Here is a 12,146-nt window from a genome sequence, read left to right on the forward strand (position 1 = left end):
GAGCGCGCCGGCGGCACCGAGCACGGTACTGGTGGCGAGGAACTGGCGACGGGTCTTGTCGTTGCGGTCCTGGGACATGGGGTTCTCCGTCTCTGGGTGCGGCGGCGGCAGGCGCAACTGCAGAGCATGCCGGTTGGTGGCGGGTCAGGGCTTGGATGAATGTGCGGTGGGTCGTAGAAGGTTAGCCCTGATCAGGTTTTGTGCTGCCTGGGCTGGCCTCTTCGCGGGCTCGCCCGCTCCCACAGTGAAATCACAGCGTTCGAATGCTGTGCACTACCTGTGGGAGCGGGCGAGCCCGCGAATGCCCCAGCACCGTTACTTCTGGAGGAACGCCAGCAAGTCCTCATTCAGCTGCTGTGCATGAGTCACCGCAAACCCGTGCGGCGCCCCTGCATACACCTTCAGCTCAGCTCCGCGAATCAGTTCCGCCGCCTGCTTACCGGTGGTCTCGAACGGCACGATCTGGTCATCGTCGCCGTGGATCACCAGGGTCGGCACATCGACCTTGGCCATATCCGGACGGAAGTCGGTTTCGGAGAACGCAGTCACGCAATCCAGGGTGCCCTTGATCGATGCCATCAGCGCAATGTTCAGGGTCTGGGTCTGCACGCCCTGGGACACCTGCTGCCCATGGTTGATGCCATAGAACGGCGCAGCAAAATCGGCGATGAACTGCGCCCGGTCGGCACGCAGGCCGGCGCGGATGCCCTCGAATACCGACAGGTCGACGCCTTCAGGGTTGTCGTCACGCTTGCCGAACACCGGCGTTACCGCGCCCAGCAGTACCAGCCCGGCCACCCGCTCGCTGCCGTGGCGGGCGATGTAGCGGCTGACGTCACCGCCCCCCATCGAGAAGCCCACCAAGGTCACGTCGCGCAGGTCGAGGTGCTCGATCAGCTGGGCGATGTCGTCGGCAAAGGTGTCGTAGTCGTAGCCGCTCCACGGCTGGCTCGAACGGCCGAAACCACGGCGGTCGAAGGCGATGGCGCGGTAGCCGCGGCTGGCCAGGAATTCCATCTGCGAATCCCACATGTCGGCATCCAGTGGCCAGCCGTGGCTGAACAGCACCGGCTTGCCGCTGCCCCAGTCCTTGAAGTAGATCGAAGTGCCATCGCGGGTAACGAAGGTGCTCATGTCGGTATCTCCTTGAAAATGTCGAGGTAAAGGCCTGGCTCAGCCACGCAGCCAGTTGGCGCAGCGGCGGGTTACCCAAGGCATGATGTAGAACACCACGGGCAGGATGACGAACACATTGACGATCAGGTTGCCGGCAATCACACCGCCCAGCTGCGGAAAGCGTGCGAACAGCGGCGCCAGCAGTTGCGGAATGACCATGGTCATCGGGCAGATCACCAGGTAGGTCAGCAGCGCCTGCTTCCAGCGCGGCGGTTGCGCTGCCGTGGTGCCCGGGGTGCTATCAAGAACCTGGTGTTGCAGGCATACGGTTACTACTTCGCGGTTGTCTTGGAGTGCGGTGTTCATCAGCGTTCCTTGGGATGAGCTTGCCCGCATCCACTGTGCAACGGCGGACGGGCGCTGGATTGGACAGGTGTGCTGCCTTGCCGGGCACCGACTGGCGGTGCCCGGGGCGATCGGTTTACTTGCTGGCGTTGAAGGCGTTGTAGCTGGTGATCAGGTTGCGGTAGTCCGGGATGTGGTTGGAGCACAGCGCAGCCAGGCCTTCGATGTCGTTGCGCCAGTCGCGGTGCAGCTCGCAGGCCACGCCGAACCAGGTCATCAGTTGTGCGCCGGCCTGGCTCATGCGGTCATGGGCGGCGTCGCGGGTCATGGCGTTGAAGGTGCCGGAGGCATCGGTGACCACGAACACTTCGAACTCTTCTTCCAGGGCCGACAGCGCCGGGAAGGCTACGCACACTTCGGTCACCACGCCGGCAATGATCAGTTGCTTCTTGCCAGTGGCCTTCACCGCCTTGACGAAGTCCTCGTTGTCCCAGGCGTTGATCTGGCCTGGACGGGCGATGTACGGGGCGTCCGGGAACAGGGCTTTCAGCTCTGGCACCAGCGGGCCGTTCGGGCCTTGTTCGAAGCTGGTGGTGAGGATGGTCGGCAAGTTGAAGAACTTGGCCAGGTCGGCCAAGGCCAATACGTTGTTCTTGAAAGCGTCCGGCTCGATGTCACGGACCAGCGACAGCAGGCCAGCCTGGTGGTCGACCAGCAGTACGGCGGCGTCGTCTTTGTTCAGGCGGTTGTATTTGAAGTTGGTCATGGGGTAGCTCCTAAGGGTTTTGATTTTCAGTAAGTTGGGTGTTTCGCGTTGATGGGAGAAGATTAAAACCAACACCTTTTCAGCGGTAGATAGCGGTTTTTGGCCCTAGCGTTCTGTTTAAGGAACGATAAATTGATGTTGGTCTCGCCGGCCTATTCGCGGGCTTGCCCGCTCCCACAGTAGTTGTGCATAACTTGATGGATGTGCGATCCCTGTGGGAGCGGGCAAGCCCGCGAAGAGGCCGGCGCAGGCTGTCATTGCCTGCCCGGCCAACCTGCTCTATTACTACCCACAACCCTCCCTCACCCGAGACCACCATGCTGGCGTTCATCCAGTCATACCCGCTGTTGCTCGGCATCGCCCTGATCCTGCTCGACCTCGTGCTCTGGCAGCTCATTCCTCTGCAGCACCGGGCCTGGCGCATCGCCGCGCGGCTGGTGCTGTTCCTGCTGTTCAGCGCGGTGCTGATGGCAGCTGGCATGAGCCCGCTGCAACCGCCACCCTGGCCCGATGACGTCTCGCGCAACCTGCTCGCCACGGTACTGGCGATCGGCTGGTGGCTGTTCGGCGCACGCACGGTGACGGTGGTGTTCGGCCTGTTGCTGGTGGCCCGCGGCAGCCATGGCGGGCGTTTGCTGCAGGATGTGCTGGGGGCGCTGATCTTTCTGGCTGCCGTGGTCGCTGCCGCAGGCTATGTATTGCAGCTGCCGGTGAAGGGCCTGTTGGCCACATCGGGGGTGATGGCCATCGTCATCGGCCTGGCGCTGCAAAGCACACTGGCCGACGTGTTCAGTGGCATCATCCTCAACACCACGCGGCCGTATCAGATTGGCGACTCGATCTCCATCGACAGCACCGAAGGCAAAGTGCTGGAAATCGACTGGCGTGCCACCCGCCTGCTCACCAGCAACGGCAGCCTGGCAGTGATCCCCAACTCGGTGGCGGCCAAGGCGCGGCTGCTCAACCACAGCCGCCCGGCCGATGTGCACGGGGTATCGATTACCGTGGTGGTGCCGGCCAAGGTGCGGCCCAAGCGGGTGTTCGATGCGCTGGAAAAGGCCTTGCAAGGCGTCAGTGCCATTCTTGCAACCCCAAAACCAAAGGTGACGGTGAAAGCCTCGACGCTGGAATCAGTGGAGTACGAAGCCAGTGGCTTCGTGGCCGACGCAGGCGCCAAGGGCGACGCGCGCAACCAGCTGTTCGACCTGGCCCACCGGCACCTGGAGGCCAGCGGGGTAATGTGGAACGCCGACCTGGCCATGCCACCCCGCAGCCGCCAGCGCGAGGTGCTGGACGAGGTGCGGGTGTTCCGCTCGCTAAGCAGTGAAGAGCGCGATGCGCTGAGCCAGCGCATGACGGCGGTGGAATACCTGGCGGACCAGGTAATCCTGGGCGTGGGCGAGCATTCCGATCATTTGCTGGTGATTGGCAGCGGGGTGGTGTCGGCGTCGATTCGCGATGGCGACAGGCTGGTCGAGGCCGGGCGCATGGGGCCGGGTGAGGTGCTGGGTATCGAGGGGATCATCGACGAAGAGGAATCGCTGGCCGAGTTCCGCACGCTGACCGGTTGCGTGTTGTATCGGATCGACAAGGAACAGGTGAAGAGCTGCCTGGTGCAACGCGGCGATGTGCAGACGGCGTTGAGCAAGTTGCAGCGGTTTCGGCGGCAGAGCCGGGAGTCGTTGTTGCTGCAGAAGCCGGTTTCGATCAAGAAAGGCGGCTTCCTCAGCTGGCTGCACAAGTAAGCCTGTGCTGGCCTCTTCGCGGGCGCGCCCGCTCCCACATGTCCACCACAGCACTCACTGTGGGAGCGGGCATGCCCGCGAAGGGGCCAGTGCTTACAACACAACTCTCAGGCATTGCCCCGCGTGGTACAGCGAGAACCCGGACTCGTAGAACGCCGTCCGCAGCGAGGGCGCACTCACGCCCTTCATCGGCGAGAACGGGATCGGCAGGCTGCCCTCCTCCCCCTTCAGCAAGAACTCGGCGAACGCCCGGCCAATCACGGTCCCGGTGGTATTGCCCCGCCCGTTGTAGCCAGTCACTGCCACCAGCCCCGGCGCCGGTTCGAACAGGCGCATCAGGTGGTCTGGGGTGAAGTCGATGCAGCCGGTCCAGTGCATTTCCCACTCGACCTTTCCCAGCTCCGGGTAATAGTGGCTCTGGATCCGGTCGGCCCAGCTGCGCACGAACCATGTCGGCTTGTTGTCGACCCGGCCCAGGCTGCCGAGCAGCAGGCGGCCCTGGTCGTCGCGACGGATGCTGCTGAGCACGGTGCGGGTGTCCCAGGAGCCTTGGCCATGTGGCAGCACCTTGTCGGCTGCGGCGCCCTGCAAAGGCTTGGACGCTACCTGGTAGTAGTAGCCACGGAAAAACTGCTTCTGCAGGTTGCTCCAGTCGCCCTCGGTGTAGGCGCCGGTGGAAATCACCACCTTGTCGGCACGCACCGAACCACGTGCGGTCTTCACCCGCCAGGCATCGCCGTCACGCTCCAGGCCTTCGACCGATGACTGCTGGTACAGCTTGCCACCCAAGCGCGCCACCGCTGCGGCCAGGCCCTGGGTGTAGCCCATGGGGTTGATGGTTCCGGCGCGGCGGTCGAGCAACGCGGCGGAGATCTTGTCGGTGCCGCAGTATTCCTGGCACTGGGCACCGGTCAGCAGCTCCACATCGGCACCACGGCGGCGCCATTGTTCGTGGCGGGCTTCGAGGTCGGCGATACCGGTGGCGTTATGCGCCATGTGCAGCGTGCCTTTGTGCTGGGCCTGGCAGTCGATGCCAAGGCGTTCGATCATGGCGAACACTTCGGCCGGGGCTTCGCCAAGCACCTTGTTCAGGCGGCTGCCCTGCTGCAGGCCGAGGGTGGCCTCGACATCGTCGGGGCGGATCCAGGTGCCGGCGTTGACCAGGCCGACGTTGCGCCCGGAGCCACCGTGACCGATCTTCCAGGCCTCCAGCAGGATCACCGACTTGCCCTGTTCGAGCAGGTGGATGGCCGCCGACAGGCCGGTAATGCCGCCTCCGATCACGCAGACATCGGCCTTGTGCTCACCGGCCAGGGCCTGGGCGGCGACGCTCGGTTTGCTGACGAATTCCCACAAGCATTCTTGACGCAGTTCGGACATGGCCCGGCTCCAGCAATTTGTTCTCTTGTTGGGGCTGCTTTGCAGCCCATCGCCGGCAAGCCAGCTCCCACAATGATCGTGGCCACCTGCACGATCCCTGTGGGAGCTGGCTTGCCGGCGAAACGGGGGCGAAGCCCCCGCCTGCGGCTATCAGTCGAACACGATACCCTGCGCCAGCGGCAGCTCGCGCGAGTAGTTCACGGTGTTGGTCTGGCGACGCATGTAGCCTTTCCAGGCATCCGAACCAGACTCACGACCACCGCCAGTTTCCTTCTCGCCGCCGAACGCACCGCCGATCTCGGCGCCGCTGGTACCGATGTTGACGTTGGCGATGCCGCAGTCGCTGCCCGAGGCGCTCTGGAAGCGCTCGGCTTCACGGATGTCGGTAGTGAAAATGCACGACGACAGGCCTTGTGGCACTTCGTTGTTCAGGCGCAGGGCCTCTTCGAAGTCGTCGTAAGCCAGCACGTACAGAATCGGAGCGAAGGTTTCGTGGCGCACCACGTCGCTCTGGGCCGGCATTTCGGCAATGGCAGGCGACACGTAGTAGGCATTCGGATACTGGTCGGCCAGCTGACGCTCGCCACCAAACACTTGGCCACCTTCGTCGCGGGCCTTGGCCAGCGCGCCCTGCATGGCGTCGAACGACTGCTTGTCGATCAGCGGGCCCACCAGGTTGTCCTTGCGTGGGTCGCCGATGCGCACCTTGCCGTAGGCAGCTTTGACGCGGGCCACCACTTCGTCCTTGATCGAACGGTGCACGATCAGGCGGCGCAGGGTGGTGCAACGCTGGCCGGCGGTGCCGACGGCGGAGAACAGGATGCCACGCACGGCCAGGTCGAGATCGGCGCTCGGGGCCAGGATCATGGCGTTGTTGCCGCCCAGCTCGAGGATGCTGCGGCCGAAGCGGGCAGCCACACGCGGGCCGACTTCGCGCCCCATGCGGGTGCTGCCGGTGGCGCTGACCAGCGGTACGCGCGGGTCGTCGACCATGGCTTCGCCGGCTTCACGGCCGCCGATCACCAGTTGTGCCAGGCCAGCCGGGGCATCGCCGAAGGCTTTCAGGGCTTTTTCGAACAGCGCCTGGCAGGCCAGGGCAGTCAGCGGGGTCTTCTCGGACGGTTTCCACACTACCGAGTTACCGGCGACCAGGGCCAGGGCGGTGTTCCAGGCCCAGACGGCAACCGGGAAGTTGAAGGCGCTGATCACACCGACCACGCCAAGCGGGTGCCAGGTTTCACGCATGTGGTGGCCAGGGCGTTCGGAAGCGATGGTCAGGCCGTACAGCTGGCGCGACAGACCAACGGCGAAGTCACAGATGTCGATCATTTCCTGCACTTCGCCCAGGCCTTCCTGGGTAATCTTGCCGGCTTCGATCGATACCAGCTCGCCGAGGTCGGCCTTGTGCTCACGCAGCACTTCACCGAACAGACGCACCAGCTCGCCACGACGTGGGGCCGGTACGCTGCGCCAGGCTTCGAAGGCGCTTTGGGCCTGATCGATGCGGGCGATGGTCTCGGCCTTGCCGAGCAGTTTCACCGAGGCGATCTGGCTGCCGTCGATCGGCGTGTGAACAGGGTAGTCGCCCTGGGTGTAAGCCTCGGCGGCAACGCCAAGGCGCTCGAGCAATCCAGCAACCATTTGTGCTTCTCCTACATCGGGTGATGGGGTGGAAAAATGATGTGGATCAGTATTAATCCGATCACATAGGTACAACAAACGACCTTTATTCCGCATATCATTCCGTCAGGTAATGATTTGAGCCGCAGAGACCGCTATGTCCAAACGCCTGGTGCCCTCCATGACCGCCCTGCAGTGCTTTGAAGCTGCAGCCCGCCATTTGAGCTTTACCCGTGCCGCCGAAGAGCTGCACCTGACCCAGAGTGCCGTCAGCAAGCAGGTGGCGCAGCTTGAAGACATGTTGCGCCACCACCTGTTCCTGCGTATCCGCCGCCGCCTGCAGCTGACACCGGCGGGCAGCCTGTACCTGGCCGAGGTCAACAAGATCCTCACGCAGGTGGATATGTCCAGCCGCTACGTGCTTACCTACGGCGAGCAGACCGAGATACTTAAGGTAGCCACTCAACCGAGTTTTGGCGTGCGCTGGTTGATCCCGCACCTCAAGGGCTTTGGCAAGCGCTACAGCAATATCCACCTGGACATCCGCAACGAGATGGAGCCGTTCGCCCTGCTGCAGGGCTCGGCAGACGTGGTGTTCTTCTATGGCCAGGGCACGTGGCCGGGGGCCACCTGCGTGGAACTGTTCGGTGAAGAGGTGGTGCCGGTGTGTGCGCCGGAATTGCTGGCCGGGCGGGAGCTGGAGGGTGCCGAGGCGTTGGCCGGGCTGGTGCTGTTACAGAGCACCTCGCGCCCGGAGGCCTGGCACGAGTGGTTCCTGGAATTGGGTTTGCAGAGCGTCAGCGCCTACCACGGGCCGCGCTTCGATACGTTCTATATGGCCTTGAGCGCGGCACAGGCCGGGTGCGGGGTGGCGCTGGTGCCGCGTTACCTGGCGGCGAAGGAATTGGCGGAGGGGAGTTTGGTGGTGCCGTGGAACCATGCGATGCGCAGTGCCGGGGCGCATTACCTGGCGTATGCCGAGCATGCGGCGGAGGTGCCCAAGGTAAGGGCGTTGGTGGAATGGATTCGGGAGCAGCTTCAGGCTTGAGATTGCCGGGGCCGCTTTGCGGCCCATCGCCGGCAAGCCAGCTCCCACAGGGAGCTCCACAATTGCTGAATCCTGTGTCCAACCTGTGGGAGCTGGCTTGCCGGCGATAGGGCCCTTGAGGTCGATCAAAAAAGGAATGACACACTCACTTTTTTTCGCTTGTGAGGCGAGTGCATTCCCAGCTTTCATGTAAGCGTCCGAACCCAACCAGGAAGCTAGCGATGCCCGCCCAAGATTTCGTCAGCCCCGACAGCATCCGCGCGCAGTTCTCTGCCGCCATGTCGCTCATGTACAAACAGGAAGTGCCCCTGTACGGCACGTTGCTGGAGCTGGTGAGCGAAATCAACCAGCAAGTCATGGACCAGCAACCCGAGGTTGCCGAGGCCCTGCGCTGGACCGGCGAGATCGAGCGCCTGGACCAGGAACGCCATGGTGCCATCCGCGTCGGCACCGCGGCAGAGCTGGCCACCATCGCCCGGCTGTTCGCGGTCATGGGCATGCAGCCGGTCGGCTACTACGACCTCAGCTCCGCCGGCGTGCCGGTGCATTCCACCGCCTTCCGTGCGGTGCATGAGCAGTCGCTGCACGTTAGCCCGTTCCGCGTATTCACTTCGCTGCTGCGCCTGGAGCTGATCGACAACCCGCAACTGCGCGAGCTGGCAGAGAGCATTCTGGCCAAGCGCCAGATTTTCACCGCCCGCGCCCTTGAACTGATCGACCAATGCGAGCGCGATGGTGGCCTGAATGCCACCGATGCCGAGGCGTTCGTGCAGGAAGCGCTGCACACCTTCCGCTGGCACCACGACGCCACCGTCACTGCCGAGCAGTACCAACAGTTGCACGACCAGCACCGCCTGATCGCCGATGTGGTGGCCTTCAAGGGCCCACACATCAACCACCTGACCCCACGCACCTTGGACATCGATGCGATCCAGCTCGGCATGCCGGCCAAGGGCATCCCGCCGAAGGCTGTGGTCGAAGGCCCGCCCACCCGCCGTCACCCGATCCTGCTGCGCCAGACCAGCTTCAAGGCCCTGCAGGAAAAGGTCGCGTTCAGCGGCCAGCAGGGCAGCGAAGGCAGCCACACCGCGCGCTTCGGCGAAATCGAGCAACGCGGCGCGGCGCTGACGCCGAAAGGTCGCCAGCTGTACGACAAGCTGCTCGACGCCACCCGCGCCGCCCTGGGTGGCGCCCCGGCCGAGGCCAATGCCGAACGCTACATGGCGTTGTTGCAAGACACCTTTGCCGAGTTCCCGGATGACCTGGCGCAGATGCGTGAGCAAGGGCTGGCCTACTTCCGCTACTTCGCCACCGAAAAAGGCCTGGCCGCGCGCGACCAGGATGACCGCCCGACCACACTGGAAGGGCTGATCGAGGCTGGCCATGTGCACTTCGAGGCGCTGGTGTACGAGGACTTCCTGCCAGTGAGCGCAGCGGGGATCTTCCAGTCCAACCTGGGTGACGATGCGCAGGCCGAGTATGGCATCAACGCCAACCGCGACGCGTTCGAAGCGGCGCTGGGGCTGCAGGTGCAGGATGAGCTGGCGCTGTATGCGCAGAGCGAGCGCCGGTCGCTGCAAGCCTGTGCACAGGCGTTGAACCTGGGCTCGATGTAAGGCACAGGCGATCAGAGGGGCGGCAGGATTTCCACATCCGGCAAATCCATCGCCGCCACCTCTTCTTCCAGAAAATCGCTCAGCCGCCGTAACCGCTCGCCCCCCGGACGAGTGCGCGGCCACACCAGGTAATAATCCATCCCGCTAGGCACCGCCGTCGGCCAAGGCAAGCTCAAGCGCCCCTGCGCCACATCCTCGGCCACCATCAGCAAATCGCCCATGGAAATGCCATAGCCACGCGCCGCGGCAATCATGCCCAGCTCCAGGGTGTCGAACACCTGCCCGCCCTTGAGCGAAACCTTGTCACTCAGGCCCATGCGCTCCAGCCATTCCCGCCAGTCGCGCTTGTCCACCGTGGGGTGCAGCAATTCGATGCAGGCCAGCCGGCGCTCGTCCCAGGGTTGCTCGTCGAGCAGGTCAGGCGCACCCACTGGGATCAGCAACTCCGGGAACAACTTGCGCACTTCCCAGTCTGGCGGAAACACCCCGTCGCTGAGCAACACCGCGCAATCGAAAGGTTCCTGGTTGAAGTCCACATGGTCAACATCCATCCAGGCACTGGTCAGCTGCACTTCATTGCCAGGCTGCAAATGGCGAAAGCGGCTCAGGCGCGCCAGCAACCAGCGCATGGTCAGGGTCGAGGGGGCCTTCATCCGCAGGATGTCATCCTCACCGCGCAAGGTATCGCACGCCCGCTCCAGCGCAGCAAAGCCTTCGCGTACACCAGGCAGCAGCACCCGCGCCGCTTCGGTCAGTTGCAGGCTGCGGCCACTGCGCACGAACAGGCGGCAGGCAAAGTGCTCCTCCAGTGTGCGGATATGCCGGCTGACCGCGCTCTGGGTAATCGACAGCTCTTCACCGGCACGGGTGAAGGAGCTTAGCCGTGCGGCGGCTTCGAATGCGCGCAAGGCATACAGCGGGGGGAGCTGACGGGACATGGGGCACCTGCCATAAGGGGCTGTGGAGCGAATCACCGAGAAGCATATATGCATGAGTCAGACTCATGCCAATGATCGCTTTTATCCTTTTGTGCAAAGTTGACCAAAGCCTCAGAATCGCCCTTCGTCGATCACCCCAGGAAAAGGACTGCCCCATGCATGTCGCGCCCACCACAGAACTCAAGGCTTTGCTGCGCCTGGCCGGGCCGCTGATCGCCTCGCAGCTGGCGCACATGCTGATGGTGCTGACCGATACCCTGATGATGGCCCGCATCAGCCCGCAAGCCCTGGCCGGTGGCGGGCTGGGCGCGGCGAGCTACTCGTTCGTGTCGATCTTCTGCCTGGGCGTGATCGCGGCGGTCGGCACCTTGGTGGCGATCCGCAAGGGCGCCAACGACATCGAGGGCGCCACCCGCCTGGCGCAGGGCGGCTTGTGGCTGGCCTGGGGCCTGGCCCTGTTCGCTGCGCTGGTGCTGTGGAACCTGGAGCCGGTGCTGCTGCTGTTCGGGCAAAAGCCCGAGAACGTTGCCTCGGCCGCCGAATTCCTCACCCTGCTGCCACTGGCCCTGCCCGGCTACCTGACCTTCATGGCCTTGCGCGGCTTCACCAGCGCGCTGGGCCGCTCGACCCCGGTGATGGTCATCAGCCTGGTCGGCACGGTGCTCAACTACCTGTTCAACGTGGCGTTGATCGAAGGCATGTTCGGCCTGCCCAAGCTGGGCCTGATGGGCATCGGCCTGGTCACTGCAGTGGTGTCGATGGGCATGGCCATCGCCTTGGCGCTGTATATCCGCTGGCACCCGGCGTATGCCGCCTACCCGCTGCGCAAGGGCCTGTCACGCCCGTCGCTGCCGGCACTGCGCGAGCTGTGGCGGCTGGGCCTGCCGATTGGCGGTACCTATATGGTGGAAGTCGGCCTGTTCGCCTTCGCCGCGCTGTGCATGGGCGTACTGGGCAGTACCGAACTGGCGGCGCACCAGATCGCCCTGCAGATCGTCTCTACGGCGTTCATGGTGCCGACCGGGTTGTCGTATGCGGTGACCATGCGCGTGGGGTTGTACTACGGCGCCGGCAACCTGCTGGCGGCGCGCAGCGCCGGGCGGGTGGGCATCGGCTTCGGGGCGATGATCATGTTTGCCTTCGCCGCGCTGTTCTGGCTGCTGCCCGATGCGCTGGTGGGGTTGTTCATCGACCGTGACGACCCGGCGTTTGCGGCGATCTTCCAGCTGGCGGTGCAGTTGCTGATGGTGGCGGCGTGGTTCGAGCTGTTCGATGGCATGCAGACGATTGCCATGGGCTCGATCCGCGGGCTGAAGGATGCCAAGACCACCTTCCTGATCGGGCTGGTGTGCTACTGGCTGGTGGGGGCGCCGAGTGCCTGGCTGTTCACCTTTACCTTGGGCGGTGGTGCGGTTGGGGTATGGTGGGGGCTGGCGTTGGGGCTGGCGTGTGCGGCGGTGGCGCTGACCTTTGGCTTCGAGTGGCGGATGAAGCGGTTGTTGGGCAAGGCCGGTCTGGCAGACGGTTCACCAGTGTCTGTGTGATTGTTGGGGCTGCTTTGCAGCCCGTTCG

The 12,146-nt window shown here is 64.2% G+C and carries 10 protein-coding genes; 4 read left to right on the forward strand and 6 right to left on the reverse strand.

The window, feature by feature from the left end; genetic code table 11:
• Positions 1–315: 315 nt before the first annotated feature.
• The 3 genes from QIY50_09885 to ycaC all read right to left on the reverse strand — a co-directional run bounded on the left by QIY50_09885 (position 316) and on the right by ycaC (position 2,227).
• Entirely contained in the window at positions 316–1,134 is an 819-nt protein-coding gene (locus QIY50_09885) for an alpha/beta hydrolase (GenBank protein WGV22439.1), read from the reverse strand.
• 39 nt (positions 1,135–1,173) lie between these two features.
• Entirely contained in the window at positions 1,174–1,482 is a 309-nt protein-coding gene (locus QIY50_09890; GenBank protein ID WGV22440.1) for a hypothetical protein, read from the reverse strand.
• Positions 1,483–1,597: 115 nt separating this feature from the next.
• Positions 1,598–2,227 carry an isochorismate family cysteine hydrolase YcaC gene (gene ycaC / locus QIY50_09895; GenBank protein ID WGV22441.1) on the reverse strand — a complete coding sequence of 210 codons (630 nt, stop codon included), beginning with the start codon at positions 2,225–2,227 and terminating at the stop codon, positions 1,598–1,600.
• Positions 2,228–2,544: 317 nt separating this feature from the next.
• Between ycaC and QIY50_09900 the strand changes: the two genes are divergently transcribed.
• The gene (locus tag QIY50_09900) at positions 2,545–3,972 is read left to right on the forward strand and encodes a mechanosensitive ion channel family protein (protein ID WGV22442.1); all 1,428 of its coding nucleotides are present in this window, start codon (positions 2,545–2,547) and stop codon (positions 3,970–3,972) included.
• Between the two features lie 93 nt (positions 3,973–4,065).
• On the opposite strand, the gene QIY50_09905 is transcribed toward QIY50_09900, so the two are convergent.
• Together QIY50_09905 and QIY50_09910 are read right to left on the reverse strand one after the other, a co-directional pair.
• Positions 4,066–5,352, reverse strand: a complete 1,287-nt coding sequence (locus tag QIY50_09905) for an FAD-binding oxidoreductase (GenBank protein ID WGV22443.1) — start codon at positions 5,350–5,352, stop codon at positions 4,066–4,068.
• Between the two features lie 150 nt (positions 5,353–5,502).
• A complete protein-coding gene (locus QIY50_09910) occupies positions 5,503–6,993 on the reverse strand; it encodes an aldehyde dehydrogenase family protein (GenBank protein WGV22444.1) in 1,491 nt (496 codons plus the stop codon).
• A 136-nt stretch (positions 6,994–7,129) separates the two neighbouring features.
• Between QIY50_09910 and QIY50_09915 the strand changes: the two genes are divergently transcribed.
• Positions 7,130–8,020: a LysR family transcriptional regulator gene (locus tag QIY50_09915; protein WGV22445.1), complete on the forward strand. Its 891-nt coding sequence runs from the start codon at positions 7,130–7,132 to the stop codon at positions 8,018–8,020.
• 221 nt (positions 8,021–8,241) lie between these two features.
• Positions 8,242–9,636 (forward strand): VOC family protein, encoded by a 1,395-nt coding sequence (locus QIY50_09920; protein ID WGV22446.1) that lies wholly within the window; start codon positions 8,242–8,244, stop codon positions 9,634–9,636.
• Between the two features lie 11 nt (positions 9,637–9,647).
• On the opposite strand, the gene QIY50_09925 is transcribed toward QIY50_09920, so the two are convergent.
• Positions 9,648–10,574 (reverse strand): LysR substrate-binding domain-containing protein, encoded by a 927-nt coding sequence (locus QIY50_09925; protein WGV22447.1) that lies wholly within the window; start codon positions 10,572–10,574, stop codon positions 9,648–9,650.
• A gap of 155 nt (positions 10,575–10,729) precedes the next feature.
• Between QIY50_09925 and QIY50_09930 the strand changes: the two genes are divergently transcribed.
• Positions 10,730–12,118, forward strand: coding sequence for a NorM family multidrug efflux MATE transporter (locus QIY50_09930; GenBank protein ID WGV22448.1), 1,389 nt, complete (start codon positions 10,730–10,732; stop codon positions 12,116–12,118).
• Positions 12,119–12,146: the final 28 nt, after the last annotated feature.

This window comes from Pseudomonas putida (assembly GCA_029953615.1).
GTDB lineage: Bacteria > Pseudomonadota > Gammaproteobacteria > Pseudomonadales > Pseudomonadaceae > Aquipseudomonas.

Excerpts from the sequence above, each read along its gene's own strand:
- QIY50_09885 (WGV22439.1), bottom strand. The coding sequence starts at position 1,134 with ATGAGCACCTTCGTTACCCGCGATGGCACTTCGATCTACTTCAAGGAC.
- QIY50_09890 (WGV22440.1), bottom strand. The coding sequence starts at position 1,482 with ATGAACACCGCACTCCAAGACAACCGCGAAGTAGTAACCGTATGCCTG.
- ycaC (WGV22441.1), bottom strand. The coding sequence starts at position 2,227 with ATGACCAACTTCAAATACAACCGCCTGAACAAAGACGACGCCGCCGTA.
- QIY50_09900 (WGV22442.1), top strand. The coding sequence starts at position 2,545 with ATGCTGGCGTTCATCCAGTCATACCCGCTGTTGCTCGGCATCGCCCTG.
- QIY50_09905 (WGV22443.1), bottom strand. The coding sequence starts at position 5,352 with ATGTCCGAACTGCGTCAAGAATGCTTGTGGGAATTCGTCAGCAAACCG.
- QIY50_09910 (WGV22444.1), bottom strand. The coding sequence starts at position 6,993 with ATGGTTGCTGGATTGCTCGAGCGCCTTGGCGTTGCCGCCGAGGCTTAC.
- QIY50_09915 (WGV22445.1), top strand. The coding sequence starts at position 7,130 with ATGTCCAAACGCCTGGTGCCCTCCATGACCGCCCTGCAGTGCTTTGAA.
- QIY50_09920 (WGV22446.1), top strand. The coding sequence starts at position 8,242 with ATGCCCGCCCAAGATTTCGTCAGCCCCGACAGCATCCGCGCGCAGTTC.
- QIY50_09925 (WGV22447.1), bottom strand. The coding sequence starts at position 10,574 with ATGTCCCGTCAGCTCCCCCCGCTGTATGCCTTGCGCGCATTCGAAGCC.
- QIY50_09930 (WGV22448.1), top strand. The coding sequence starts at position 10,730 with ATGCATGTCGCGCCCACCACAGAACTCAAGGCTTTGCTGCGCCTGGCC.